Source organism: Variovorax sp. RCC_210 (assembly GCF_041355175.1).
Taxonomy (GTDB): Bacteria; Pseudomonadota; Gammaproteobacteria; order Burkholderiales; family Burkholderiaceae_C; genus Variovorax.
In genome coordinates this window covers 19335-45131 of sequence record NZ_JBFUPJ010000007.1, presented here as the reverse complement: position 1 = coordinate 45131, position 25797 = coordinate 19335, and the positions used below count along the sequence as shown (strand labels likewise).

Genomic DNA, 25797 nt, shown 5'->3' with positions numbered 1-25797 from the left:
TCGGTCCATTCTGGGCGTCGGCCTTAGACGGTTCCCGCATTTGCTGATGCGGAAATCGTTGAAGCCGGCATGCACGACGACCCCGCCAGCGGTTCAGCCGACGCTGGCCGGCGACAGCGCCTTCTTCATGAAGAAGCGCGACGAGCCGCGCGGGTAGTCGCCGATCTCGCCGAAGCATTCGTAGCCCAGGCGTTCGTAGAACGGCCGCGCCTGGAAGGCGAAGGTGTCCAGCCACGCCCCGTGGCAGCCGCGCGCCGCCGCCTCGGCTTCGGCCTGCAGCAGCAGCGAGCGGCCCAGGCCGGTGCCGCGCAGGCTGTCGGGCACGAAGAGCAGTTCGGTGAAGAGCCAGCCGTAGGCCGTGCGGCCCCACAGGCCGCCGATGACGGCACCGCCTTCGTCGTGGACCAGCACGGCGAGCGGCCGGTGGTCCGAGATGCCGGTCTTGCCGTGGTTGTAGGCGAGCAGCCCGCGAACGATGGCCGCGCGCGCGGCGTCTTCGGGGGTGTCGGTGAGCACGGTCGAATGGGCGGGGGGCGTCATGGGGGTCGTGTCGTTTTGCATGCGCGCATTTTCATGCGGCCAAGGCTTCGCGCGGCTCTGCGTCTTGACCAGGGGTATGCCGAATTTTCCGAATGCGGCGCGACGCGTTTGGTCATGCGCTTTTATGCGTTGACCGCGCGATGCGCGCGCCGATACGTTCGCAGCTCCCGCGTTCCCACCGTTTCGTCCACGTCTTCACAAGGAGCCTTTTCGATGAGCCGTTCACCGCACCCCGCATCGCCCTCCCCATCCTCACGTCTGCCGACCCGCCGCACCCTCGTGCGCGGCGCCGCCGCCACGCTGGGCGCCGCCGGCCTCGGCCTGCTCGGCCAGCGCGCCTGGAGCGCGGACGGCGACGACAAGCCGCTCACGCTCTCGTGGACCGGCACCGGCCTGTGCCTGAGCCCCATCGTGGTGGCCAACGAGCTGGGCTACTTCGAGAAGAACAACGTGAAGGTGAACATCATCAACTTCGCGGGCGCCACCGACCAGGTGCTCGAATCCATCGCCACCGGCAAGGCCGACATCTCGCTGGGGCTGATCCACGCATGGCTCAAGCCGCTGGAGGCCGGCTTCGACGTGAAGGTGGTCGGCACGGCGCACGCGGGCTGCATTCGCGTGCTCGCGCCGAAGGGCTCGGGCATCGCGAGCATCGAGGCCGTGAAGGGCAAGACCATCGGCGTGGCCAGCCCCGCGGGCTACGGGCGCCAGTTCTTCTCGACCGCGCTGGCGCGGCGCGGCGTCAACCCCGAGCAGGACGTGCAGTGGCGCGTGTACCCCGCCGACCAGCTCGACGTGGCGGTGAAGAAGGGCGAGATCGACGTCATCGCCGACTCCGACCCCAACCTCTACCTGGTGGAAAAGCGCAACCCCGGCGCGTACACCGAGATCGCCAACATCCTGAAGGGCGACTTCAAGGACCGGCTGTGCTGCATCGTCGCGGCCCGCGGCGAGCTGGTGAAGCGCAACCCGAAGCAGGTGGCGGGCGTGGTGCGCGCGCTGCACCAGGCGGCGCTCTTCATCTCCGACAACCCGAACGAGGCCGGCCGCGCGGTGAGCAAGCTGTTTCCCAAGGTGGCGCAGGACGAGCTGGGCGCCATCCTGGCGACCATCGGCTACCAGCACCACACGAAGCGCTTCGACCTCACAAAGGAGATCGAGAGCTACGCGGTCGACCTCAAGCAGGTGGGCGTGCTGAAGAAGACCACCGACCCGGCGCGCTTCGCGAAATTCCTGACGGTCGACGTGCTGGCCTGAGGCCCCTGCGAAGCGAACTCGCCGCAGGCCGCGGCCGAATATCGATGCGCGAATTTCGCGTTGGCGTGTGCATCGGGTGCGGCCTACGATGAATTCATCTTCCTGAAAGCACCCGGAAAGCACCGATGCCCGTCTTCGAACACGACTCCTCCGACCCCTGGGTCGAACGCGCGGCGGCGCTGCGCAAGCTCTTCCACACCGATGCGGTGGCGCGCGACGAGGCTGGCGGCCGTCCGCTGGAACAGGTGCGCCTGCTGCGCGAAAGCGGCCTGCTCGCGGCGGCCATTCCCGCAGAGTTCGGCGGCGCGGGCGCCTCGTGGCGCACGGTGCTGCGCGTGGTGCGTGAATTCGCGAAGACCGACGGCTCGCTGGCCCATCTGTTCGGCTACCACCACCTGCCGCTGCATGCAGTCAACGCACGGGCCACGCCGGCCCAGCGCGACAGCCTGCTGCGTGCCTCGGCCGAGGGCCAGTGGCTGTGGGGCAACTCGGGCAATGCGATGTCGCCGACCTCCAGTGCCCGACGCGAGAGCGATGACGGCGCAGGCGGTGGCGAAGCCTGGGTCATCGACGGCTTCCGCCCCTTCTCCTCGGGCTCGCACGTGGCCGACCGGCTGCTGGTCTCGTGGGAGAACCCCCTGGGCCAGCGCCTGTCCGCCGTGGTGCCGCAAGACCGCGAGGGCATCGTGATCGAAGACGACTGGGACGGCATCGGCCAGCGCCAGACGGGCAGCGGCACCGTGCGCTTCCAGGGCGTGCGCGTGCGCGACGACGAACTGCTCGGCCAGCCCGGCGAGCCGCTGACGCCCTTCGCCTCGCTCACCACCCTGCTGCAGCAGAGCGTGCTGCTCAACGTGTTCCTGGGCAGTGCCCAGGGCGCGCTCGAAGAGGCGCGCGACTACACCAACACCACGTCGCGCCCCTGGGTGCATTCGGGCGTGGACAAGCACACCGACGACCCGTGGGTGCAGCGCAAGTACGGCGAGCTCGCCATCAAGACGCTGGCCGCCACCGAGTTGGCCGAAGACGCGGCAACGGCACTGGACGCGGCCTATGCCCACGGCCGCGCACTGGGCGAGGCCGAGCGCGGCAAGGCCGCCATCGCCGTCGCCACGGCCAACCTCTACGCCGGAGAAACGGGGCTGGCCGTGTCCAGCGACATCTTCGAGGTGATGGGCGCGCGATCGGCCACCACGGCCAACGGCTTCGACCGCTTCTGGCGCAACACGCGCACGCACACGCTGCACAACCCCGCCGAATACAAGAAGCGCCTGGTCGGCACCTGGCTGCTGACGGGCGCGCACCCCGAGCCGGCGATCTACCGCTGAGCCTCCATTTTTTGCATCTGAAAGACCCGCCATGAGCCGCGACCGCCTCCTTCTGCTTGCCCCCGGTTTCGAAGACCCGAAACAGCCGGGCGAGCACTTCGTCTGCCCGCACTGCCTGCCCGTCGAAGGGCTGCTGGCCGCGGCGCCCGAACTGCGCGCGCGGCTCGACGTGTCGCACCAGCCCTTCACGCGCCCGCGCGCCGAGGTGATCGCCGCGCTCGACGAGGCGCACCAGGGCCTGCCCGCGCTGATCCTCGGCGACGAGCAACCCGCGCCCGCGGATGCGCTCGTGCTGGGCGACAAGCGCTTCGTGACCGACACGCGCCGCATCCTGGAACTGCTGGCGGAGCGCCACGGTTTCCCCAAGGTCCACTGACGCCCCGACGCACACCCCACCTGCCGCCCATGTCCGCATCCCTTGCCCCCAGCACCTCGAACGCCGCCGTCGCGTACCTGCACCCTGCCGCCGCCGACGCACCCGCCCTGTTCGAGCCCGACACCGCCAACCCCTACCTGGCCCGCGCGGTGGCGCTGCGCGACATCTTCGAGCGCGACGCCATCGAGCGCGACCGCGCGGGCGGCAAGCCGCTGGCGCAGATCCAGCTGCTGAAGGAAAACGACCTGCTCCACCTGCTGCTGCCGCGCGAGCACGGCGGCCAGGGCGAGCCCTGGTCCACGGCCCTGCGCATCACGCGCACCTTCTCGCAGGTCGACGGCTCGCTGGGCCACCTGTTCGGCTACCACCACAGCAGCCTGCTGAGCCCCCGCCTGCGCAAGGAGCCCGGGAAAACCGCCGAGCTCTGGCGCCGCTCGGTGCAAGGCAACTGGTTCTGGGGCAACACTGCCAACAGCTTCTCCAGGAGCCTGTTCGGCCGGCAGGAGGGCGAGTGGTTCGTGCTCGACGGCTACCGGCCCTTCACCTCGGGCTCGCACGTGGCCGACTTTTTGTCGGTGGCTTGGGAAGACCCGCAGACCGGCGAGCGCCGCTTCGCCGCCCTTCCTTCAGACCGCGAAGGCATCGTGGTGGAAGACGACTGGAACGGCATCGGCCAGCGCCAGACCGGCAGCGGCCGCGTCAGCTACCACGGCGTGCGCGTGCATCAAGGCGAAGTGCTGGGCGCGCCCGCGCCGCTCAACCCGGCTGGCGCGCCGGCGGAAGCCTGGCGCACCGTGACGCCGCTGCAGCAGCAAAGCGTGCTGCTCAACGTGTTCGTCGGCACCGCGCAGGGCGCGCTTCGCGCCGCGCGCGCGTACACGCTGCACAAGTCGCGCCCCTGGGTGCATTCGGGCGTGGCGCGCCACACCGACGACCCGTGGGTGCAGCGCCAGTACGGCGAGCTCTACGTGAAGACACGGGCCGCCACCGCGCTGGCCGACCGCGCGCTCGCGGCGCTCGACCATGTGGCCGCGCAGGGCGAGGCGCTGACGCACGCGCAGCGCGGCGAGGCCGCGGTGGCCATCGCGGCGGCGAACGTGCTGGCCGGCCAGGTCGCGCTGGAAGTGACCAGCGAGATCTTCGAGGTGATGGGCGCCCGCTCCGCCGTGCGGCCCGAAGGCCTCGACCGCTTCTGGCGCAACGCGCGCATCCACACGCTGCACAACCCGGCCGAGTACAAGACGCGCAACGTCGGGCGCTGGTTCGTGAGCGACACCGTGCCGGAGCCCGGCACCTTCCAGTGACGAGCGGGGATGCCGATCAGCGCTTGATCAGCGGCGCGGGCACCCCTTCGATCATCACGTTCACGCAGGCCGGCAGCCCGTTGGCCAGCGCCCGCTGCACCGCCTGTGGCAGCGCGGCGGCGTCCGTCACGCCTTCGCCGTGCGCGCCGAAGGCCTGCGCGACGGTGTCGTAGCGCAGGGGCCGCAGCTCGCAGCCGACGAGGCGCTCGACGCCGTAGTCGCGCAGCTGGATCTGGTACTCGGCGTTCCAGCGCGCGTCGTTGCCCACCACCACCACGAAGTGCAGGCCGTGGCGCACGGCCGTGTCGAACTCTGCGATGTGAAAGCCCACCGTGCCGTCGCCCATCACCGCGACCACGGGTGCCTCGGGCCGGGCGAAGCGCGCCGCCAGCGCATAGGGCAGGCCCGCGCCGATGGCGCCGGCCACGCCGTTGTTCACGCGGTGCGGAGCGCGCAGGCAGGCCATGGCCCACTGGCCGATCTCGCCGCCATCGCAGACCAGCACGGATTCGGGGTGGCTGTCGAGCACGGCCTGCAGGGGGCGCAGCATCTGGACGGGGTGCAGGCGGCCTGGCAGTAGTGACGTGGCGTTGTCCCATGCGGCGGGGCGGTAGTCGATGGCGCTGCGCGCTTCAGTCAACCAATCGGAAGCTGAGGGTTGGTGCGCTTGCGCCTCTTGAGTCAGCGCCCGCAGCGCCGACCATGCATCGGCCTGCGCCGTGACCTGCAGCCGCTCACCAAGCGCGCGGCGGCTGCGTTCGATCTCCGCGGCCTCCGCATCGACCTGGTGGACCTGCGCTGCCGCGGGAAAGGCCGTGCCGAACTTCAGCGTGAAGTCCAGCCGCTTGCCCACCAGCACGAGACAGTCGACGCGCGCGAGCAACTGCGCGAACGCGCCCAGGCTCGCATCGCCGACACCGCGCGGGCTTTCCATGCCGATCACCGGCACGCCGGTCGCCTGTTCGAGCGCGTCGGTCAGGGCGCGGGCGGCGTGGGTCATGCAGGCCGGGCCGACCAGCACCATGGGGTGCTTCGCTTGCGCAAGGCGCTGCACCAGGTCTGCCGCGACGGCCGCGTCGAGTGGCACGGGCTCCGCAGAAAACGCGCCGGCTTCCGGCACGCCCGCCGAGGTGGCGGCCTCGAGCACATCGGTCGGCAAGCTCAGGTGCACCGGCCCGGGCCGGCCGGACAGGGCCAGGCGAATGGCCCTGGCCACATCGGCGGCCACGTCGTCCGCATGCGCGCACACCCAGGCGGCCTTGCAGACCGGCGCGGCCATCTCGGCCTGGCGCATCTCCTGGAAGGCGCCCTGCCCGATCTGGTCGTTGGGCGCGTGCCCCGACAGCAGCACGATGGGCGCCTCCGCCATCTGCGCGGTGTACAGCGCCGCCACCGCGTTCGCATGGCCCGGCCCGCCGGTCACCAGCGCAATGCCGACCTGCCCGGTGATGCGCGACCACGCGTCGGCCATGTGCACCGCGCTGGCCTCGTGGCGGGTGTGGACCAGCTCGATGCCGCTGCCGTAGGCGGCATCGAACACCGGCATGATGTGGTTGCCCGACAGCGTGAAGATGCGCCGCACGCCGGCGGCCCGCAGGGACTGGATGAGCGCGTCGGCGCCTCGTTGGCTCGAAGGATGGGTCATGGGTTCGCGGGTCCTGGCGCAGGACGAAGAATCTGGGGGGAGAAAAGCTCGCCGGCGATCATGCAGCACTTCGGTGTGCGCGTGCATCACGCGGCCCAGCGGCCCTACGGCTCCCGCCCCCCTGTTCGAACAGCGCGGCCCCTCGACCGCACACCGCCTTCAAGGCGCGAAGTACAGGTCCGCGAAACTCCCGCGAATGTGCTCGCCCGTCGGCGCGTAGTCGCGCACCTTCTTCGCCGCCACCGTGATCGCCGGGTTGGCGCCGAGCTCGATGGAAGGAATGTCGCGGTGCACGATGTTCTGGAAGTCGACGAACAGCTGCCGGCGCTTGCCCTCGTCCACCTCCACCGCAGCGGCTTCCAGCAGGCGGTCGACCTCGGGGTTCACGTAGTGCGCCGCGTTCGAAAACGGCAGCCCCACCTTGAAGTTCTTCGACCAGAACACGCGCTGCACGCCCACCGTGGGGTCGAACAGGTTGGTCAGGCTCTCCAGCGTAATGTCGAAGGCGCGGTCGGTGTAGGCCTTGGTCACGTAGGTGGCGAAGTCGTAGCTTTCCACCACCGCGTCGATGCCGATGCGCCCGAGCGACTGCCGCACGAAGTCGGCCGCGCGCCGCTCCTGGAACGGGTTGTAGAGCACGCGCAGCTTCAGCCGCGTGCCGCCCGCGGCGGGGCGCTTGAAGCCCGCCGCGTCCAGCGCGGCCTCGGCCTCCTTCGGGTTGAACGGGTACGGCTGGATGCTCGCGTCGTGATAACGGCTGATGCCCTTGCCGATGGGCGACGCCGACAGCGTGCCGTAGCCGTACCACACGGTCTTGGCGAAGGCGTTCACGTCGATGGCCTGCGCAATGGCGCGGCGCACCTCGATCTTCTGCAGCGCGGGCGTGTCCAGGTTGAAATAGATCTGCTGGTGGCTGCCCAGGTACGGCGAAATGCGCGCATCGATCTGCACGCCCGGCAGCTTGCCGAAGCGCTCCACGTCCGACAGCGGGATGCCGCCCGTGCCATTGGCCAGGTCGGCCGCGCCCGACTCCAGCGCGGCGGCGCGCGCGGCCGAGTCGAGCACGAAGCGCACCACCACCCGGTCGAGGTAGGGCTTGGGCTTGTCCCAGTAGTTCGGGTTGCGCTCCAGGATGATGTGGCTGCCCTGCACCCACTCCTTGAACACGAACGGGCCCGTACCCACGGGCGCGCTGTTGTACTTGTTCGACGCGATGTCGGTGCCCTCGTACAGGTGCCTGGGCACGATGGGCGATTCAGTGGCCGCCAGCGCCGTCAGAAGAAAGGGCGACGGCTTGCTCAGCACGATGACGGCCGTGTGCGCGTCGGGCGTCTTCACGTCCACCACGTTGGCGAAGGTGCCGCGCCCGCGCGGGTGCACCTGCTTGAGCGTGAGGATGGAGAAGGCGACGTCGGCCGAGGTGAAGTCGCGTCCGTCATGCCACTTCACGCCCTTGCGCAGCTCGAAGGTGTATTGCAGGCCGTCCTTGCTCTGCGACCAGGCGGTGGCCAGCAGCGGCCTGGGCTTCAGGTCGTAGTCGTAGGTGAGCAGCCCCTCGACGATCTTCGGGCCGATCTCGGCGTTGCCGCCGGCCGTGGTGGTCAGCGGCACGATCGACGCCGGCACCGGGTTGACCAGCCAGGTCAACGTGCCGCCCGCGCGCGGCTGCGCGGCCACGCTCCATGCGGCGAACACCGCGATGGCGGCCACCGCCGCCTGGCGCGCGAAGGTGCGCGCCGCTGTCCATTGTTTCATTTCAGTTCTTGTCTGTCGTTGTTGACGTTGTGACCGTTGTGACCGTTGTGTGAGGTCAGGCAATCGCGGCTGCTCAGAACGCCGGAATCACCGCGCCCTTGTATTTGCCCTCGATGAACTTGCGCACCTCCGGCGTGTGCAGGGCCGCCACCAGCTTCTTCACCGCCGGGGAGTTCACGTTGTCCTTGCGCGCCGCGATGAAATTGGCGTAGGGCGAGTTCTGGCCGCTTTCGATGAACAGCGCGTCCTTGGCCGGGTCGAGCTTGGCTTCGAGCGCGTAGTTGGTGTTGATGAGCGCCAGGTCCACGTCGGGCAGCGCGCGCGGCAGCTGGGCCGACTCAAGCTCGCGGATCACCAGCTTCTTGGGGTTGGAAACGATGTCGCGCGCGGTCGACTTGATGTTCGACGCGTCCTTCAGCTTGATGAGCCCCTGCCTGGCCAGCAGCGACAGCGCGCGGCCCGAGTTCGACGGGTCGCTCGGAATCGCGATGACGGCGCCGTCGCGCAGCTCGGAGGTCTTCCTGATCTTCTGCGAGTAGGCGCCGAAGGGCTCGATGTGCACGTCGCTGTGCGGCACCTCGACGATGTCGGTCTTGCGGTCCTTGTTGAAGGAGTCGAGGTACGGCCGGTTCTGGAAGAAGTTGGCGTCCAGCTGCTTGTCGCTCACAGCGAGGTTGGGCTGCACGTAGTCGTTGAAGACCTTCACTTCCAGGTCCACGCCCTGCGCCTTGAGCTGCGGGCGAATGAACTCCAGGATCTCCGCGTGCGGCACGGGCGAGGCGGCCACGCGCAGGGCCTCCTGTGCGTGGGCAGACGCGGCGAGGCCGGCAACAGAGAGCACCATCACGGACAGTGCGCGTTGAAACGAGATCGACATGGCTTGGGTTCCCTCGGTGTTGTTTGACACCGCGCAGGTTAGTGGCGCAGTGCGCCGCGCCCAAGCAATGAATCGGCGGTTGCTTATTCGTTTACGGAGCAAGGGCGTGTGCTACCGCACGCTCATTGCGTTTCTTGCGCTTCAGCGCGGGTCCGCTGACGGCTTGATGCTGCCGTTGAAATCGGCCAGGTACAGATCCTTCGCCTGCACCGCCTCCTTCAGCACGCCCGCGGCCAGCAGTTCGTCGAAGTTGGCCTGCTGCTCGGCAAGAAAGCGCGCGTCGATGGGCTGCAGCGCCTTGGCGCCGCGCCCGAAGGTGGTCTTGATGGCCGACTCGCTGAACTGGATCTTGGGCGCCACGATGCGCGCCTGCTCGTCGGGGTTGGCCTGCGCCCACGCGATGGTGTCGGCCAGCACGTGCACGAAGGCGGCGAGCGCGGCGCTCTTCTGCTCGACCACCTTTTTCTGCGTCACGTAGGGGTACAGGTTCTGGATGCGCTGGTCGCGCCCGTCGGAGATGAGCCGTGCGCCGGTCTTCTCGACCACGTCCGCCATGTTGGGGTCGATGGTGAGGTAGCCCTCGACCTGGCCGGTCTGGAACGCCTTCACGGCGGCGGGGCCGGCCAGCTCGACGAACTTGAAGTCCGGCTCCTGCAGGCCCGCGTCCGCGATCTTGTGCTTCACGCCCAGGTAGGTGTTGGTCGACTTCAGGAACAGCAGCTGCTTGCCCTTCAGGTCTTCGAACTTCTGGTACGGACTGTCTTTAGCGACCAGCAGGCCGGTGTTGCCCGCGTTGGGCTGCGTGACCGCGATGACGCGCACGTTGCCCTTGCTGGCCGCGAACGACTGGGCCGCGCCCACGTCGCCGATCTCGGTGATGTCGACCTGCCCGGCGTTGAAGGCGGTGAGCATGTCGACGAAGTTGGGAAAGTACTTGTATTCGATCTTCACGCCCGGCGTTTGCGCGTCGCGCGCCCACAGCGTGCTCAGGTAGCCGAAGTTGCGCGGCACGCCGACCACCAGCGTGACCGGGTTGGCGGGGTCGAGCTTGCCGGCCGGGGCACCGGCAGCAACAGCAGCAGGCGCGGCAGTCTCCTTGCCGCAGGCGGCAAGCCCGCAGGCGAAGACGAGCGAAAAAAGCAGGTACGCGCCGCGGCGCAGCGGCGTGTCGAACGAGGTCATCAGGGTGGCTCCAGCGGTTTGAAAGAAATCAGGAAATCAGCGGGGTGCGACCAGCGGCGCGCGACCAGCGGCGCGCGATCAGCGGCGCGCGACCAGTGGCCGCACGTGCCGCGCGAAGCGCTCCAGCTCCGCTTCGAGCGGCTGGAACTGCAGCATGAAAAGCTCGACCCCGGCCTCGGCAAAGGCCTCGATCTTCCGGGCCACCTGCGCGTAGCTGCCGATGAGCCCGGCCAGCGTGCCGCCGTTGGTGCCGACCTTCTTCTGGCCCGCGCCCACCTTGAACATCGCGACCTCGGGATCGACCCCGCGCAGGATGGCCGAGCGGTCGTCCAGGTCGGACAGCGCCTGCAGCCGCTCGTACTCTGCCAGCGCCTCCGCCTCGGTGTCTCGCGCGATCACGAAGGCCGAGAGCCCGAAGCGCAGCGCGGCGCCCTGGCGCGGGCGAGCGCGCATGTCGTCGATGAACGCGGCGGTGTCCGCCAGCGGCCGGCCGTTGATGAAGAGCACGTCGGCCGCGCCAGCCGCCAACTGCCTCGCCGCCTCCGACTCGCCGCCCAGGTACACCGTCGGGCGGGCGCCCTTGCGCGGGCGCGGCGCCAGCCGCAGTTCGTCGATGCTGAAGTGCGCGCCCCGGTGGCTCACCACCTCGCCCGACCACAGCCGCGTGACCACGTCCAGCCACTCGGCCGAATAGGCGTAGCGCGCGTCGTGTGCCGGCATGTCGATGCCCAGCCGGCCCATCTCCGGGCGGAACCACGCGCTCACCAGGTTGATGGCCAGCCGGCCGCCGCTGATGTCGTCGATGCCCAGCGACATCTTGGCCAGCACGCCCGGGTGGAACAGCAGCGGCTTGATGGCCGCGATGATCTCGATGCGCTCGGTGGCCTCGGCGATGCCGGCGGCGGCGGTCAATGTCTCCAGCACGGCCTCGTCCTTGAACGAGGGGTTGACGATGTGCTGCGCCAGCAGCACCGAGTCGAAGCCCAGCGCCTCGGCGCGCACCACCAGGTCGCGGCTGCGGCGGTAGCCGGCATCGGGCGGATCGCCGGGGTGCTGAAAACTGCCCCAGGCGCCATACACGGGCGCCCAGACACCGAATCGAAGGGGGTGGGTCATGAATGAAGTTCCGAATGGGGTTCCTCGTGGGCGCTGAGGCTCGCGTCGAGTGCGAGCACGCCCAGGCCGTCCAGGATGCGAAGCCGCGCGGCCTCGAAGCGTTCGTCGGTGCGCGAGCGCGGGCGCGGCAGCTCGACGCGAAACAGGTCGGCCACGCGGTCGGCCAGCAGCACGGCCTCTTCCACGTCGTGCGTGACCAGCACCACCGCAAAGCCCTTGTCGCGCCACAGCCCGTTGACCAGCGCGTGCATGCGAAGCCGGGTGAGCGCGTCGAGCGCGCCGAAGGGTTCGTCGAGCAGCAGCACCGAAGGCGCGCGAATGAGCGAGCGCGCCAGCGCCGCGCGCTGCGCCTCCCCGCCCGACAGCGTGCGCGGCCAGGCGTCGGCACGCGCCGCGAGATCGACCGCGGCCAGCGCCTCCAGCGCCTTGGCGCGCAGCACGTCGCGCGGGCCGCGCAGCCCGAACACCACGTTCTGCCACACGCGCGCCCACGGCAGCAGCCGCGCATCCTGGAAGCCGAAGGCCACCACGCCGTCGACCCGCAGCGTGCCGGTGAAGCCGCGGTCCAGCCCGCCGATGGCGCGCAGCAGCGTGCTCTTGCCGCAGCCGCTCTTGCCCACGATGGCCAGGAACTCGCCGGGCGCGATGGCCAGGTCGATGCCGCGCAGCACCGCGCGGCCGTCGAAGGCGCGGCCCAGGCCGTGCACCTCGACGGCGGGTGCCGGCGCGCCGACATGGGCAGCCACGGGTTGAATGAAGGGAATGCGTGCGTTCATGCGGAAGCGAAGTCCTTGCGCCAGTCCAGCGTGCGCCACTCGATGGCCCGCACCAGCCCCTCGAGCAGCAGCCCGAGCAGGCCGTAGATGACCAGGCCGAGCAGGATCACGTCGGTCTGCAGAAACTGCTGGCCCTGCTGGATAAGGTAGCCGATGCCCGCGTCGGCGTTCACCGCCTCGGTGACCACCAGCGACAGCCACGCGATGCCCAGCGCAAAGCGCAAGCCCACCAGGAACGAAGGCCACGCGCCCGGCAGCACCACCCAGCGAATGAGGCCCCAGCGCCCCACGCCGCAGACCTGCGTCAGCTCGGCAAAGCGCGGATCGACCGCGCGAATGCCTTTGTGCAGGTTGAGGTAGATCGGAAAGATCACCCCGATCACCACCAGCCCCACCTTGATGCCCTCGCCGATGCCCAGCCACACGATGAGCAGCGGCAGCAGGCCCAGGAACGGCAGCGCGCGCAGCATCTGCAGCGGCGCGTCCACGATTTCCTCGCCGATGCGCGACAGCCCGGCGACCAGCCCCAGCGCCGCGCCGATGCTTACGCCGATCAGCAGCCCGATGCTCACGCGGCGCAGCGAAATGAAGATGCTGGGCACCAGCTCGCCCGAATGCCACAGCTTGGCGCCCGCGCTCCACACCTCCAGCGGCGATGCCAGCGTCTGCACGTTGACCCAGCCGAACCACGAGGCGCACTGCCACGCGACCACCAGCATGGCCAGCACCAGCAGGCGGCGGCCGATGCTTGCGGCGCGGGTCACGGTGCGGTTCACGGCAAAGTTCACGCCGCCGCGCCCGACCACACGGCAGCGCGCACATCCACCGCCTTGGGCAGCACGCCCAGCTTGAACAACCGGTCGGCCGTGCGCTGCTGCGAATCGAGGATGGCCGGCGCGAGCGGCACCACGTCGAAGCCGGCATTGGCGTTCACCTCGCTCACCACGTCCAGCGGCATGCCGGTGGCCGCCGAGAGCGACTTCGACACCTCGCCCAGGTTGCGACGGGCCCAGGCGCCGGCCTCTGCCGAACCTTCGACCAGCGCCCGCACATGCGCGGGCCAGGCCTTGGCGAACTCGGTGTTGGCCAGCAGAAAGCTGGCGCTGTCTTTCAGCACATCGCCCTGGTACGCAACCACGCGCGTCTTGCCGCGCCGCTGGGCCATGGTGAAGTACGGGTCCCAGATGGCCCAGGCGTCGATTTCGCCGGCGTCGAAGGCAAAGCCCGCGTCGGCCGCGCCCAGGCCGATGCTGGTCACGGCCTTGATGTCCAGGCCCTGGCTCTCCAGCGCGGCGGCCACCAGGTTGTGCGAGCTCGATCCCTTGGCGTAGCCGACGCGCCGGCCCTGCAGGTCGGCGATGGTGCGAATGGGCGAGCCCTCTTTCACCAGGATGCCTTCGGAGCGCGGCGTCGACGGCTGCGCCGCCACGTAGGCCACGCGCCCGCCCGAGGCCTGCAGAAAGATGCAGCCCACGTTCCCGGCATTGCCGAAGGCCACGTCGCCCGTGTCCATCGCCTGCAGCAGGTTCAGCCCCGAGGTGAACTCGGCCCATTCGATGCGGATGCCCAGCGGCTCGAAGCGCTTCTCGAACACCTTCAACTGCCGCGCCACCAGCGGGATGCCGGTCTTCTGGTAGCCCAGCGTCAGCGTGTTGCCCTTCAGGCCGCTGGCGCTCCACGCGCGGGGGGAAAGGCCGGCGGCGGCGCCGGCCACACTGGCCGCGATGGCGAAATGTCGTCTGGAAATCATGGCGAACCGATGGTTTTTGAAAGAGGTCAGAGCGCGCCGGCGCTCTCGGGCCCGATGCCGTTGAGCAGGTGCTCGCCCACCACGCTGAGCTTGTGGCGCACCGGGTCGTGCAGCGTGTGCACGCGGGCGTTGCGCCAGTGGCGGTCGAACGCGTGCGGGTGCTGCGCCGAGCGCGTGCCGCACAGCTCGAAGAGCTTGCTCGACGCGTGCAGCGCAATGTCCGACGTGAGCCACTTGGCCTCGGCCACCGCGAGCGAAGCGGCGGCGCGGCGGGCTTTGTCGGGCACGGCGATGGCCGCATCGACCGCGAGGCCCGCGCGCAGCGTCATGGCCTCGGCGGCGTGCAGCCGGGTCTGTATCTCGCCGACCTGCGCGATGACCAGCGGGTCGGTCACCGCGCGCGGCGCGCCCTCGGGCTGGCTGATGGACGCGTGGCCGCGCAAGAAGCGCACCGTGTCGTCGAGGGCGGCCTGCGCGATGCCCAGGTCGATGCCCACATGGCTCAGCTGCGACACCGCGCCCATCGACTGCTCGCTGTAGGCGCGGTGGATGGGCAGCACGCACAGCGCTGGCAGCTCGACGCGGTCGAGCCGCACGCGGCCGCTGGCGGTGGTGCGCTGGCCGAAGCTCTGCCAGTCGTCCTCGATGGTGAGGCCCGGCGTGCCAGCCGGAATGATGGCGACGGTTTTCTCGCCCGCCTCGTTCTGGCCGATGACGGTCACGTAGTGCGCGAAGAGCGCGCCGGTCGCGTAGATCTTTTCGCCGCTCAGCACGTAGCCATGGGCCGTGCGCGCGATGACGGTGGGCTGCGCGCCTTGAACCCCGGGCACGGTGGCCGCGTCGACATTGGCATTGCCGAAGCGGCATCCACGCAGGATCTCGCCCAGGAAGAAGTCTTTCTGCGCCGCCGTGCCGATGCTCGACAGCCAGAACACCGCGCTGTTGTGGTTCTGCTGGATCTGGCCGATCGACGCGTCCGCCGCCGACAGCAAGGCGAACACCTGCGCCACGGTCGCGTACGACACGCCCGCGCCGCCGCGGGCGCGCGGCACGTTCATGGCCCAGAGTCCGGCGCCGGAGACCAGGTCGAGCTCCCGCTCGGGCAGGATGCGCTCGCGGTCCCGCGCCGCCGCGCCCTCGGCGATGAGGCCGGCGATGCGTCGCGCCGCGTCAAGCACTTCGGCGTCGTTGCGCAGCAGCTGCGCTGGTGCAACGGCGCGCGCCGTGCGCTCACCGGGCGCGGTGCCGTGTTCAGCGTGGCGCTTGCTCACGGAGGCCAGCACGGCGCTCATGCCGCCGGGCGATGCCGCGGCACGCGCCCGAAAAACGGATGGCTCGGGTCGTTGAAGCCCGGGCGCGACGAATGCCCGGTGGTCACCAGCCCATCGACCAGCGCCTCGTCTTCCTCGGTGAAGCGGTATTGCAGCGCGGGCACGTAGTCTTCCCACTGCTCCAGCGTGCGCGGCCCGGCGATGGCCGAGGTGACCAGCTTGTTGTTCAGCACCCAGGCCAGCGCGAACTGCCCCGGCGTGATGCCGCGGCCTTCCACGTGCTGCTTCACGCGCTGCGCGATCTCCAGCGACTCGGGACGCCACTCGGTCTGCAGGATGCGCTTGTCGTCGCGGCCGGCGCGCGTGCCGGGCGGCGGCGCCTCGCCGGGCTGGTATTTGGCGGTGAGCACGCCGCGCGCCAGCGGGCTGTAAGACACCACGCCCAGGCCGTAGTACTCGGCGGCGGGCAGGTGCTCGGCCTCGATCTGGCGGTTGGCCAGGTTGTACAGCGGCTGGCTCGCCACGGGACGGTCGACGTTCAGCGCATCGGCCGTGCGGGAGAACTCGGCAATCTTCCAGGCCGTGTGGTTCGACAGCCCGTAGCTGCGCAGCTTGCCCGCGCGAATCAGGTCGCCCAGCGCGCGCACCGTCTCGGCCACCGGCGTGGCGCGGTCTTCGCGATGCAGGTACAGCAGGTCGATGTGGTCGGTGCCCAGGCGCCGCAGGCTGGCCTCCACCGACTGCACGATGCCGTGGCGGCCGGTGCTCTTGTTGTTCGGGCCGGCGATGTCGGGGTCGGCGTTGGCGAACTTGGTGGCCACCACCCAGCGGTGGCGCTGCGCCGCCACCAGCTGGCCGACCACGGTTTCCGACTCGCCCTTGTTGTAGGCGTTGGCGGTGTCGATGAAGTTGATGCCCTGCTCGAAGGCCCGCTCGGTGATGCGCTGCGCGGTGGCGCGGTCGGTCTGGTTGCCGAACATCATGGTGCCCAGCGTCAGCGGCGACACGAGGATGCCGCTGCGGCCGAGGGGACGGTAGTCGATGGTGCTCATTGAAAAGAAACTCTCTGTAAGGCTTGAGGTGTCGGGTGTGCGCGAAGAACGCAAAAGGGAAGAAAGCGCGGCTACAGCCGCAACCCCGCCTGCTTCATGAGCGGCAGGATGCGGTCGCCGAAAAACTCGAGGTCGGGCTTGAAGTCGTAGAAGCTCAGCTGCAGCCCGTCGACACCCGCGCGCTTGAGCTGCACGAACTGCTCCACCACCTGCTCGGGCGTGCCGATGACCTCGATGTTTCCGCCGATGGCGCGGCGCTTGGCCGCGTCGTTGCCCACGCGGCCGCGCCAGGCGTGGGCGTCGCTGTCGAAGCGGTTGAAGCTGGTCTTGGGGTCGGCGTCGGCATGGGCGACGATGGCATCGTGGTAGTCCCAGGTCTCGCGCTCGGTCTCGCGGCTGATGACCATGGGGTTGAGCAGCGTGCGCACCTCGCGACCCACGTCGCGCGCGGCCTGCTTCACGCGCGCGGTGTGCGCCGGCAGTGCCTCGATGGCGCTTGCGAAGGCCGAGCCGCTCGGGCTGGTGATGAAGACGATGTCAGAGTAGCGGCCCGCGAAGGCAATGCCGGCGTCGGAGCCCGTGGCGTTCACCAGCACCGGCCGGCCGAAATTCGGCTTGGGCGTGACGAAGGCGCCGTCGAGCTTCCACGGCGACTCGCCCTGGAACGACCAGTTCTCGGTGTCGGCCCACAGCCGCTGCACGGCCTCCAGGAACTCGGCCGCCAGCTCGTAGCGCCGGTCGTGCTCGATGCGGTGCGAGCCGAACATCTCGTGCTCCACCGCGCGGTGCCCGGTGACCACGTTGATGCCCCAGCGCCCGCCCGAGATGTGGTCGAGCGTGGCCGCGTACTTGGCCAGGTGCAGCGGATGCAGCGGCCCGTACAGCACATGGATGGTCGAGATGAGCATGATGCGGCTCGTGACCGCGGTGAGCGCCGCCGTGGTCATGAACGAGTCGAGCGCGTTGCCGTCGAACACGCCGCCGTAGCCGCCCTTGGGCAGCCACTGCGACAGCGCGAACACCAGGTCGAAGCCCAGCGACTCGGCCTTCAGCACCAGGTTCTTGTTGTAGTCGTAGCGCCAGTCGGTGCTGCGCGGCAGGGTCGATGCGCTCCAGCCGCCCGCCTGTATCGGGAGGAACAGGCCCAGCAGCACGGGCTGGCGAAAGGCCTGCGAAATGGGGCTCTCGCTGAATTCGGTAGGCGCGACAAAGCGCTCCCACCCGGCAATGGCGCCGGGCCGGTTGGAAATGGGCATGGGGAATTACCTCTGGGGTTCAACAATTCTGGACAAGCGCCGCGCAATTGGCACGCCCGGAATTCGCATATCGAAATTCACCAGCGTGCAATGCAAGGCCAGTTCAGAACACCTTGCCTTCTTCCAGGTGCGCGGTCGTGCCGTTGAGGTGGTAGTCGCCCACAACGCGCGCCTTCTGCTGCAGCGGGTTGTGGTTGAAGAGGGTGCGCAGGTTGCGCCAGTGCCGGTCGAAGTTGTGCTGCCGCGACGTCGCCGAAGCACCGCCCGCGTCGAACAGCCGCTCGGCCGCCTGCAGCGCGATACGGCTCACCGCGAGCTGCGTCTTGGCGGTGGCGAGCGCGCCGTCGAGCACGAGCTGCGCGGCGCCGTGGTCGTCATCATCGCCATCGCCTCCGCGCCGCAGCGCCTCGGCCGTGCGGTCGAGCCGGCGTGCGTTGTCCGCGATCAGCGCGTCCACCGCATGGGTGTGCGTGGCCAGGTCGCCCACCACCCACTGCGTGAAATGGTCTTGCGGCGCCGAAGCCGCAGGGCTGTGCGCCGCGGGGCGCGCGTGGTGGCGCACGTAGTGCAGCGCATCGCTGAACACGTTGCGCACGATGCCGCCGGCCACCGCCACCAGGTAGAGCTGGCGCAACGACGACGCATGCCGGCGCTGCAGGCTGCGTTGCCGGGGGTGCACCACCTCGTCGTCGTGCACCCGCAGGTTGTCAAACACCAGGCTGCCGCTGGCCGTCAGGCGCTGGCCCATGCCGTCCCAATCGTCTTTCACATGCAGGCCCTCGCGGTCGGTGGGCACGATGACGGTGGCGTCGCGCCCTTCTTCGTCGTGCACCGCGATGCTCGCGAAATCGGCGAAGGCGGTGCCCGTGGCGTAGTACTTGCTGCCGTTGAGCACGCGCTGGTCGCCCCGGCGTTCGAGCGCGGTGGTGACGGTGCCCGAGCGCGGCGTGCCCAGTTCGGTGAAGGCGCCGCCGAAGAGCGCGCCTTGCAGCACGCGACCCAGCTGCCGGTCGCTGTTCGCATCGGGCGGCGCGGTGGTCCAGAGCTCGATGGCGTTGTAGTGCGTGCGCAGCGCATGCGCCACGTTGGAGTCGGCCGCGGCCAGCGTGGCCACCACCTGCACGAGGTCTTCGATGGTGCCGCCCGGGCCGCCACGCTCCGGCGGCACGCGCAGCGTGCCGAGCCCCGAGGCCTTGAACTGCGCGAAGGCCTCGAAGGGCAACGTGCGGTCGCGCTCGCGCTGGGCGGCGCCTTCGGCCATCGATGCCGCCAGCGCGGGCAAGCGGGCCAGCAGCGTGTGGAGTTCCGGTGCCTGCGCGGTATGCGTTGCGGGCTGGAGGACGGCGTTCATCGCGATTCCTGAAACGAAGCAGAGGGCCGCGAATATAGGCTCGCGCGCCGTTCGGCTTTCGCATAACCAAATTCGGATTTCTCGTTTCGCCGATTGCGGCCGCGCCGTATTGGCGCCGTATTGGCGCTGCCTTCGGACTGAATTTCGAAGATCGAAAAAATGCTAAGTGCGCGCGCCAATTTCCAAGACCATCGGCTGGACTTTCATCGAACTCCATTGCCGGTACGGCGCTTCAATTCATGCTCTCCCTTCTCCTGCCTTCACTGCTCAAGAAACTCCATTTCGACCGGCGGCTGGTTCACCTCGCGCTGGCCGCGCTGCCCTTCACCGCGTCGGCACAAGCCCCTTCGCAGAAGCCCGTCGAAGGCGGCACGCTGACCTATGCGGTGTCGCAGGAACCGACCTCGCTCGTGTCCTTCCTCGACACCAAGACCGACAACCGCAACGTGAGCGCCAAGGTCACCGAAGGCCTGCTGCGCTACGACGCCAAGTTCACGCCGCAGCCGCTGCTGGCCACCGAATGGCAGGTGAGCGCCGACGGGCTGAAGTACAGCTTCAAGCTGCGCCCCGGCGTCAAGTTCCACGACGGCCACGACCTCACGTCGGAAGACGTGCGCTACTCGGTGCTCACGCAGAAAAAGCAGGGCCCGCGCGGGCGCATCACGCTGGCCAACGTGGAGCGCGTGGACACGCCCGACCCGCTCACCGCCGTCATCGTGCTGTCGAAGCCGGCGCCCTTCCTGCTGAAGTCGCTGTCGTCGGCGGAGCTGCCCATCGTGCCGGCGCACCGCTACAGCGACGGCGAGCCGCTGGGCAACTCGAACATCACCGCGCCCGTGGGCACCGGTCCCTTCGTGTTCGAGCAATGGGTGCGCGGCAGCCACCTGGTGCTGCGCAAGAACCCGAACTACTGGCGCAAGGGCTACCCGCACCTCGACCGCGTGATCGTCAAGTTCGTGCGCGACCCGGCCGCCATCTCCACCGCGGTGGAAACCGGCGAAGTCGACGTGGCGCAGGGCGTGGGCCTGGCCGACCTCGACCGCCTGGCCGCCAACCCCAAGCTGAAGATCGACGACACCTACGACGGCTTCCTGAACAACGCCTCGTTCCTGGAGTTCAACCTGGAGAACCCGGTGCTGGCCAACGTGAAGGTGCGCCACGCCATTGCGCAGGCCATCGACCGCAACTTCATTCGCAACACCATCTACTACAAGCGCGTGGAGGTGGTGAACTCGCCGGTGCCGCGCGTGCTGGCCGACTACTACGACGACAGCACCTTCCGCTACCCCTTCGACGTGGCCGCGGCCAACCGCCTGCTCGACGAGGCGGGCCAACCCAAGCAGGCCAACGGCCAGCGCTTTTCGCTGCGGGTGAGCTACATCCCCGGCGCGGAGTTCAAGCGCACCACCGACTACCTGCGCTCGGCGCTGGGCCGCGTGGGCATCAAGGTCGAGGTGGTCGATGGCGACCTGCCCACCTTTCTGAAGCGCGTGTACACCACGCGCGACTTCGACATCAACATCAACGGCCTGGGCCGCCTGTTCGACCCGACGGTGGGCGTGCAGCGCATCTACTGGGGCGACGGCGTGCGCAACCCGCTCATCTGGATCAACGGCGCGCACTACGACAACCCGCAGGTCGACGAGCTGTTCCGGCAGGCGGCGGTGGAGGTCGACGCCGGCAAGCGCGCCGCGCAGTTCAAGCAGGTGCAGCAGATCGTCGGGCGCGAGCTGCCCGTGCTGCCGCTGGTGAGCGTGCCGCTCATCCAGGTGTACAGCGCGCGCGTGCACAACCTGAACAACAGCATCGACCTGATGGCCGGCGACCTGGCCGACACCTGGGTCGAGCCGCGCAAGTAAACGCCAAGGCCAGGGCCGGCGGAACACGCTTGAAGAACAACCCAGAAGAACACACCCGAAGGACATCGACATGACTACGCAAGACATCCACCACTCCGATCTCGATTCGCTGACCTTCGCCAGCGCCCGCGCGCAGGCCCAGGCGCTGGCCGATGGCCGCGTGTCGGCCGTCGCCCTGCTCGAACACGTGCTGGCGCGCATCGACCGGTTCGACAACGAACTCAACGCGGTCGTGGTGCGCAACGACGAGGCCGCCCGCGCCGTGGCGCGCGAGGCCGATGCGGCCCTGGCGCGCGGTGAGCGCCGGCCGCTGCTGGGCGTGCCGATCACGGTGAAGGAATCGTTCGACGTGGCCGGCTTCGTCACCAGCAGCGGCAACCCCGCCTATGCCGACAACGTGGCCGCCACCGACGCACGCGCCGTGGCCGCGCTGCGCGAGGCCGGCGCGGTGATCGTCGGCAAGAGCAACGTGCCGCTGGCGCTGGCCGACCTGCAGAGCTACAACGCGATCTACGGCACGAGCAACAACCCCTGGGACCTGGCGCGCACGCCGGGCGGCTCGTCGGGCGGCTCGGCCGCCGCGCTGGCCGCCGGCTACGTGGCGCTGGAGCTGGGCACCGACATCGGCGGCTCCATTCGCATTCCGGCGCACTTCAATGGCGTGTACGGCCACAAGCCGACCGCCGGGCTGGTCGCGCTCGGCGGCACCGGCGTGCCTTCGGGCCGCGTGGCCGACCGCGACCTGACGGTGGCCGGCCCGCTGGCGCGCACCGCCGCCGACCTGGAACTGGCGCTCGACCTGCTGCTGAACCGCGAGCCGCTGGCCGCCAAGGCCTGGAAGGCCACGCTGCCGCCCGCGCGACACGCGACGCTGCAAGGCTTTCGGGTGCTGGTGATCGACCAATGGCCCGGCACCGAACGCAGCCTGCACGAGCAACAGGTGGTCGAGCGCGTGGTGGAACGCCTGCGCACGCAGGGCGTGCAGGTGAGCCGCGTGGCCGACGTGCCGGCCGGCCTGCTGCCCGACCTGGCGCTGCAGCACCGCGTGTACCGCAGCCTGCTGGGCTCGTCGCTGGCCACGCCGCCCGCGCTGAGCGAGGCCGCGCAGAAACGGCTCGACGCGCTTTCGCCCGAGGACAACAGCGCCGACGCCGCCTGGCTGCGCGCGCCCACGTTGCGCCACGCCGAATGGCTGCGCGACAACGAGGCGCGCCACGTGCTGCGCCACCAGTGGGAGCGGCTTTTCGAGGCCTACGACGTGGTGGTGACACCCGTTGCGCCGCTGCCCGCCTTTCGCCACAACCACAGCGAGCCCAAAGACGCGCGCACGTACCCGGTCGAGTTCGAAGGCGGCACGCGCGAGGTGCGCTTTCTGGACCTGTTCCATTGGGCCGGCCTGCCGGTGCTGCCGGGCCTGCCTGCCACCAGCTTCCCGCTCGGCCTCGACGCACAAGGCCTGCCGGTGAGCGCGCAGGCCGTGGGGCCGTACCTGGAAGACCGCACGACCATCGCGTTCGCGCACCTGCTGGAGCAGGTGTACGGCGGCTTCATCGCGCCGCCGGGGTACGCGGCGGATGCTGCGGACGCTTCGGGCGCCGCGAACGCGTCGGCCCCGGCCGCATGAAGCCCACGCTCCCCATCAGCCGAAGGCGCTTTCACCGGCGCCTGCTCGGCGGCCTCGGGCTGCCGCTGGTTGCGCCTGTGGCGACATCCGCCATGGCAGCAACGACTGCAGCGACGACCACACCCGCAGCGTCCGCAGCATCCGTAGCGCCTGCCCGGTACACCCCCGGCAGCGTCGTCACCCTGCTCACCGCGCTGGAGCCGCCCACGCTGGTCGGCCTGGTCAACTCCGCCGCGGGCACCTTCCTGGTGTCGCCCAAGGCGGTGGAAGGGCTGCTGAGCTACGACTTCGACCTGCGCCCGCGCCCGCAGCTCGCCGTGGCGTGGGAGGTGCAGCCCGACGGCCTGCAATACACCTTCCGCCTGCGCCAGGGCGTGAAGTGGCACGACGGGCGCGACTTCACGTCGGCCGACGTGGCCTTCTCCATCCTGTCGCTGAAGGCCTCGCACCCGCGCGGGCGCGCCACCTTCGCCAGCGTGGCCGAGGTGCGCACGCCCGACGCGCACACCGCCGTGCTGGTGCTGAGCAAGCCCGCGCCCTTCCTGCTGACCGCATTGGCCGCAGCCGAGTCGCCCATCGTTCCCAGGCACGTGTACGAGGGGAAGGACCTGGCCAGCCACCCGGCCAACAATGCGCCCGTCGGCACCGGCCCCTTCGTGTTCAAGGAGTGGGTGCGCGGCAGCCACGTGATCTACGAGCGCAACCCGACCTACTGGGACACGGGCAAGCCCTACATCGACCGGCTGGTGGTGCGCTTCATTCCCGACCAGGCCGCCGCCGCGGCCGCGCTGGAAAGCGGCACGGTCGACCTCGCGGGCGCCACGCCCGTGCCCATTCCCGACCTGGACCGCCTGAAGGACCTGCCGCACCTGGCGCTGGACACGCGCGGCAACGAGTACTTCAACAACTCGACCACGCGCATCGAGTTCAACCTGGACAACCGCTACTTCCGGCATGCGAAGGTGCGCCAGGCCGTGGCGCACGCCATCGACCGTGACGTGATCCTGAAGACCGTGTGGTACGGCTACGGCGTGGCCGCGCCGGGGCCCATCTCGCCGGTGCTGAAGAACTTTCACGACCCGAAGGTGGCGGTGCCGCGCTTCGACCGCAAGCGCGCCGAGGCGCTGCTCGACGAGGCGGGCTTTGCCCGCGGCGCCGACGGCATTCGCTTTCGCGTGAGCCACGACGTGTTCGACGGTGGCGGCAACCGCGTGGGCCAGTACATCCGCCAGGCGCTGGCGCGCGTGGGCATCGAGGTGACGGTGCGCACGCAGGAGTTCGGCAGCTACATCAGGCGCGTGTACACCGAGCGCGACTTCGACTTCAACAACCAGGGCATGAGCCAGATGTTCGACCCCACGGTGGGCATCCAGCGCTTCTACTGGTCGAAGAACTTTCGCCCCGGCGTGCCCTTTTCGAACGGCGCGCACTACGACAACCCCGCGGTCGACCGCCTGCTGGAAGCCGCGGCGGTGGAGAACGACCCCGCGAAGCGGCGCGCGCTGTTCAGCGAGTTCCAGCGCGTGATCGCCACCGAGCTGCCGACCATCGGCCTGGTGGCGGTGGCGCAGGTCACCGTCGCCAACCGGCGCATCGGCGGCCACACGGTCGGCGCCGAAGGGCTCTCTGGCAACTTCGCCGACATCCATATCAAGACCCGCACATGACGACACCCACTGCCTTTCCCCGCCGCCGGTTACTGCAGGGCGGCGCCAGCCTCGGCCTGACGGGCCTTACGGGCCTGACGGGGCTGACGGGGCTGACAGGCCTCGCGCCCTCGTGGGCGCAGGCGCCAGCTGCTGGTGCCACCACCGGCACCCCGGTGCGCGGCGGCACGCTCACCGTGCTGATCGACCCCGAGCCGCCCACGCTCACCACCATCGCGCATTCGGCGGGTGCGTCGGTGCTCATTTCGGCCAAGACCACCGAAGGCCTTCTGACCTACGACTTCGACCTGTCGCCGCAGCCGCAACTGGCCACGGCATGGAGCGTGAGCAGCGACGGGCTGCAGTACACCTTCGCATTGCGCCGCGGTGTGAAGTGGCACGACGGCAAGCCCTTCACTTCCGCCGACGTGGCGCATTCCATCGGCCTGCTCAAGCAGTACCACCCGCGCGGGCGCGCCACCTTTTCGAGCGTGGCCGAGGTGCGCACGCCCGACGCGTACACCGCCGTGCTGGTGCTGAGCAAGCCCGTGCCCTACCTGCTCACGGCGCTGTCGGCGGCCGAGTCGCCCATCGTGCCCAAGCACCTGTACGAGAGCGGCAAGGCCGACGCCAACCCGAACAACAACGCGCCCATCGGCACCGGCCCCTTCGTCTTCAAGGAGTGGGTGCGCGGCAGCCACGTGACCTACGAGCGCAACCCCGAGTACTGGGACAACCCCAAGCCCTACGTCGACCGGCTCATCGTGCGCTTCATTCCCGATGCGGCGGCGCGCGCCGCCGCCATCGAAAAGGGCGAGGTGCACCTGAGCCCCGGCACGCCGGTGCCGCTGGGCGATGTGGAGCGGCTTCGCGCCAAGCCGAACCTGGTGTTCGAGCCCAACGGCTACCAATACATCAACAACGTCTCGCGCGTGGAGTTCAACCTGGAGAACCCCGCGCTGCAGGACCTGCGCGTGCGCCAGGCCATTGCGCATGCCATCAACCGGCAGGTGGTGCAGAAGACGGTGTGGTACGGGCAAGGCAGGCTCATTCCGGGGCCGGTGCACCCGGCGCTGAAGAAGTTCTACGTGCCCGACCTGCCCGTGCTGCCGCACGACGTGAAGCAGGCCGAGGCGTTGCTCGACGCGGCGGGTTTCACGCGCGGCAAGGCGGGCGGCAACCTGCGGCTGAAGCTGGCGCTGGTGCCCATCCCCAACGAGGGCGGCCAGCGCACGGCCGAGTACCTGAAGCAGAGCCTGGGGCGCATCGGCATCGAGGTGACCATCGGCGCGCAGGACTTCGCGACCTACGTGCGCCGCGTGTACGCCGATCGCGCGTTCGACCTGCATGTGAGCGTGATGAGCAACACCTTCGACCCGACCGTCGGCATCCAGCGGCTGTACTGGTCGAAGAACTTCAAGAAGGGGCTGCCGTTTTCGAACGGCTCGGGCTACAGCAACCCCGAGGTCGACCGGCTGCTCGAAGCGGCCGCGGTGGAGGTCGACGAGGGGCGGCGCAGCGCGGCCTTCGCGGAGTTTCAGCGCCACATCGTGCGGGACTTGCCGGACATCACGCTGCTGGCGCTGGACAACTACACGATTGCCGACCGCCGCGTGCGGGGGCATACGGTGAGCGCCGATGGGATTGCGGGGAACCTGGCGGGTGCGTGGATAGGCGCGTGAACGCGCCCTCTTACTCCCTCTCCCCTTGGGGAGAGGGTTGGGGTGAGGGTGCGGCCTTTGCACGCGCAATGCCCTTGCCATCGCCGCCGGCCCTCACCCCAGCCCTCTCCCCGAGGGGAGAGGGAGCAACAGCCGAGCCGTGCTCTTTTT

21 protein-coding genes are annotated in these 25797 nt (G+C 69.5%); 8 read left to right on the top strand and 13 right to left on the bottom strand.

From position 1 onward, the window contains the following. Positions 1–93 precede the first annotated feature (93 nt). The gene (locus tag AB6807_RS20080; RefSeq protein ID WP_371085938.1) at positions 94–540 is read right to left on the bottom strand and encodes a GNAT family N-acetyltransferase; all 447 of its coding nucleotides are present in this window, start codon (positions 538–540) and stop codon (positions 94–96) included. A 213-nt stretch (positions 541–753) separates the two neighbouring features. On the opposite strand from AB6807_RS20080, the gene AB6807_RS20075 reads away from it, so the two are divergent. From AB6807_RS20075 to AB6807_RS20060, 4 genes are all read left to right on the top strand, one after another. Next, positions 754–1797, top strand: coding sequence for an ABC transporter substrate-binding protein (locus AB6807_RS20075; RefSeq protein ID WP_371085937.1), 1044 nt, complete (start codon positions 754–756; stop codon positions 1795–1797). Between the two features lie 125 nt (positions 1798–1922). Continuing rightward, entirely contained in the window at positions 1923–3125 is a 1203-nt protein-coding gene (locus tag AB6807_RS20070) for an acyl-CoA dehydrogenase family protein (RefSeq protein ID WP_371085936.1), read from the top strand. Positions 3126–3156: 31 nt separating this feature from the next. After that, on the top strand, positions 3157–3501 hold the full coding sequence (locus AB6807_RS20065; RefSeq protein WP_371085935.1) for a DUF3088 domain-containing protein: 345 nt from the start codon (positions 3157–3159) through the stop codon (positions 3499–3501). Between the two features lie 29 nt (positions 3502–3530). Next, complete coding sequence (locus AB6807_RS20060) at positions 3531–4805, top strand: acyl-CoA dehydrogenase family protein (RefSeq protein ID WP_371085934.1); 1275 nt, start codon at positions 3531–3533, stop codon at positions 4803–4805. 16 nt (positions 4806–4821) lie between these two features. On the opposite strand, the gene AB6807_RS20055 is transcribed toward AB6807_RS20060, so the two are convergent. The 12 genes from AB6807_RS20055 to AB6807_RS20000 all read right to left on the bottom strand — a co-directional run bounded on the left by AB6807_RS20055 (position 4822) and on the right by AB6807_RS20000 (position 18836). Then, a complete protein-coding gene (locus AB6807_RS20055) occupies positions 4822–6450 on the bottom strand; it encodes a thiamine pyrophosphate-binding protein (RefSeq protein ID WP_371085933.1) in 1629 nt (542 codons plus the stop codon). A 159-nt stretch (positions 6451–6609) separates the two neighbouring features. Next, positions 6610–8205: an ABC transporter substrate-binding protein gene (locus AB6807_RS20050; protein WP_371085932.1), complete on the bottom strand. Its 1596-nt coding sequence runs from the start codon at positions 8203–8205 to the stop codon at positions 6610–6612. A gap of 73 nt (positions 8206–8278) precedes the next feature. Then, positions 8279–9082, bottom strand: coding sequence for a MetQ/NlpA family ABC transporter substrate-binding protein (locus AB6807_RS20045; RefSeq protein WP_286515631.1), 804 nt, complete (start codon positions 9080–9082; stop codon positions 8279–8281). A 141-nt stretch (positions 9083–9223) separates the two neighbouring features. Further along, entirely contained in the window at positions 9224–10264 is a 1041-nt protein-coding gene (locus AB6807_RS20040) for an ABC transporter substrate-binding protein (RefSeq protein WP_371085931.1), read from the bottom strand. Between the two features lie 78 nt (positions 10265–10342). Further along, entirely contained in the window at positions 10343–11380 is a 1038-nt protein-coding gene (locus tag AB6807_RS20035; RefSeq protein WP_371085930.1) for an LLM class flavin-dependent oxidoreductase, read from the bottom strand. Beyond that, complete coding sequence (locus AB6807_RS20030) at positions 11377–12156, bottom strand: ABC transporter ATP-binding protein (protein WP_371085929.1); 780 nt, start codon at positions 12154–12156, stop codon at positions 11377–11379. The genes AB6807_RS20035 and AB6807_RS20030 overlap by 4 nt, the downstream gene beginning before the upstream one ends. Beyond that, on the bottom strand, positions 12153–12944 hold the full coding sequence (locus AB6807_RS20025; RefSeq protein ID WP_371085928.1) for an ABC transporter permease: 792 nt from the start codon (positions 12942–12944) through the stop codon (positions 12153–12155). The genes AB6807_RS20030 and AB6807_RS20025 overlap by 4 nt, the downstream gene beginning before the upstream one ends. Next, positions 12941–13906: an aliphatic sulfonate ABC transporter substrate-binding protein gene (locus AB6807_RS20020; RefSeq protein WP_371085927.1), complete on the bottom strand. Its 966-nt coding sequence runs from the start codon at positions 13904–13906 to the stop codon at positions 12941–12943. The genes AB6807_RS20025 and AB6807_RS20020 overlap by 4 nt, the downstream gene beginning before the upstream one ends. 26 nt (positions 13907–13932) lie before the next feature. Further along, positions 13933–15198, bottom strand: a complete 1266-nt coding sequence (locus AB6807_RS20015) for an SfnB family sulfur acquisition oxidoreductase (RefSeq protein ID WP_371085926.1) — start codon at positions 15196–15198, stop codon at positions 13933–13935. Beyond that, positions 15195–16220 carry an aldo/keto reductase gene (locus AB6807_RS20010; RefSeq protein WP_116913672.1) on the bottom strand — a complete coding sequence of 342 codons (1026 nt, stop codon included), beginning with the start codon at positions 16218–16220 and terminating at the stop codon, positions 15195–15197. Before AB6807_RS20010 ends, AB6807_RS20015 begins: the two co-directional genes overlap by 4 nt. An 80-nt stretch (positions 16221–16300) precedes the next feature. After that, positions 16301–17485: an LLM class flavin-dependent oxidoreductase gene (locus AB6807_RS20005; protein WP_371085925.1), complete on the bottom strand. Its 1185-nt coding sequence runs from the start codon at positions 17483–17485 to the stop codon at positions 16301–16303. Between the two features lie 103 nt (positions 17486–17588). Beyond that, a complete protein-coding gene (locus AB6807_RS20000) occupies positions 17589–18836 on the bottom strand; it encodes an acyl-CoA dehydrogenase family protein (RefSeq protein WP_371085924.1) in 1248 nt (415 codons plus the stop codon). Between the two features lie 239 nt (positions 18837–19075). On the opposite strand from AB6807_RS20000, the gene AB6807_RS19995 reads away from it, so the two are divergent. From AB6807_RS19995 to AB6807_RS19980, 4 genes are all read left to right on the top strand, one after another. Then, positions 19076–20695 carry an ABC transporter substrate-binding protein gene (locus AB6807_RS19995; RefSeq protein WP_371085923.1) on the top strand — a complete coding sequence of 540 codons (1620 nt, stop codon included), beginning with the start codon at positions 19076–19078 and terminating at the stop codon, positions 20693–20695. Between the two features lie 70 nt (positions 20696–20765). Continuing rightward, a complete protein-coding gene (locus AB6807_RS19990) occupies positions 20766–22319 on the top strand; it encodes an amidase (protein WP_371085922.1) in 1554 nt (517 codons plus the stop codon). Positions 22320–22411: 92 nt separating this feature from the next. After that, on the top strand, positions 22412–23986 hold the full coding sequence (locus AB6807_RS19985) for an ABC transporter substrate-binding protein (RefSeq protein WP_371086165.1): 1575 nt from the start codon (positions 22412–22414) through the stop codon (positions 23984–23986). Next, positions 23983–25647, top strand: a complete 1665-nt coding sequence (locus AB6807_RS19980; protein ID WP_371085921.1) for an ABC transporter substrate-binding protein — start codon at positions 23983–23985, stop codon at positions 25645–25647. Before AB6807_RS19985 ends, AB6807_RS19980 begins: the two co-directional genes overlap by 4 nt. Positions 25648–25797 lie beyond the last annotated feature (150 nt).

What these genes read in the sequence shown, in the direction of transcription:
- AB6807_RS20080 (WP_371085938.1), bottom strand. Translation starts at nt 540, where the DNA reads ATGACGCCCCCCGCCCATTCGACCGTGCTCACCGACACCCCCGAAGAC.
- AB6807_RS20075 (WP_371085937.1), top strand. Translation starts at nt 754, where the DNA reads ATGAGCCGTTCACCGCACCCCGCATCGCCCTCCCCATCCTCACGTCTG.
- AB6807_RS20070 (WP_371085936.1), top strand. Translation starts at nt 1,923, where the DNA reads ATGCCCGTCTTCGAACACGACTCCTCCGACCCCTGGGTCGAACGCGCG.
- AB6807_RS20065 (WP_371085935.1), top strand. Translation starts at nt 3,157, where the DNA reads ATGAGCCGCGACCGCCTCCTTCTGCTTGCCCCCGGTTTCGAAGACCCG.
- AB6807_RS20060 (WP_371085934.1), top strand. Translation starts at nt 3,531, where the DNA reads ATGTCCGCATCCCTTGCCCCCAGCACCTCGAACGCCGCCGTCGCGTAC.
- AB6807_RS20055 (WP_371085933.1), bottom strand. Translation starts at nt 6,450, where the DNA reads ATGACCCATCCTTCGAGCCAACGAGGCGCCGACGCGCTCATCCAGTCC.
- AB6807_RS20050 (WP_371085932.1), bottom strand. Translation starts at nt 8,205, where the DNA reads ATGAAACAATGGACAGCGGCGCGCACCTTCGCGCGCCAGGCGGCGGTG.
- AB6807_RS20045 (WP_286515631.1), bottom strand. Translation starts at nt 9,082, where the DNA reads ATGTCGATCTCGTTTCAACGCGCACTGTCCGTGATGGTGCTCTCTGTT.
- AB6807_RS20040 (WP_371085931.1), bottom strand. Translation starts at nt 10,264, where the DNA reads ATGACCTCGTTCGACACGCCGCTGCGCCGCGGCGCGTACCTGCTTTTT.
- AB6807_RS20035 (WP_371085930.1), bottom strand. Translation starts at nt 11,380, where the DNA reads ATGACCCACCCCCTTCGATTCGGTGTCTGGGCGCCCGTGTATGGCGCC.
- AB6807_RS20030 (WP_371085929.1), bottom strand. Translation starts at nt 12,156, where the DNA reads ATGAACGCACGCATTCCCTTCATTCAACCCGTGGCTGCCCATGTCGGC.
- AB6807_RS20020 (WP_371085927.1), bottom strand. Translation starts at nt 13,906, where the DNA reads ATGATTTCCAGACGACATTTCGCCATCGCGGCCAGTGTGGCCGGCGCC.
- AB6807_RS20015 (WP_371085926.1), bottom strand. Translation starts at nt 15,198, where the DNA reads ATGAGCGCCGTGCTGGCCTCCGTGAGCAAGCGCCACGCTGAACACGGC.
- AB6807_RS20005 (WP_371085925.1), bottom strand. Translation starts at nt 17,485, where the DNA reads ATGCCCATTTCCAACCGGCCCGGCGCCATTGCCGGGTGGGAGCGCTTT.
- AB6807_RS20000 (WP_371085924.1), bottom strand. Translation starts at nt 18,836, where the DNA reads ATGAACGCCGTCCTCCAGCCCGCAACGCATACCGCGCAGGCACCGGAA.
- AB6807_RS19995 (WP_371085923.1), top strand. Translation starts at nt 19,076, where the DNA reads ATGCTCTCCCTTCTCCTGCCTTCACTGCTCAAGAAACTCCATTTCGAC.
- AB6807_RS19990 (WP_371085922.1), top strand. Translation starts at nt 20,766, where the DNA reads ATGACTACGCAAGACATCCACCACTCCGATCTCGATTCGCTGACCTTC.
- AB6807_RS19985 (WP_371086165.1), top strand. Translation starts at nt 22,412, where the DNA reads ATGGCAGCAACGACTGCAGCGACGACCACACCCGCAGCGTCCGCAGCA.
- AB6807_RS19980 (WP_371085921.1), top strand. Translation starts at nt 23,983, where the DNA reads ATGACGACACCCACTGCCTTTCCCCGCCGCCGGTTACTGCAGGGCGGC.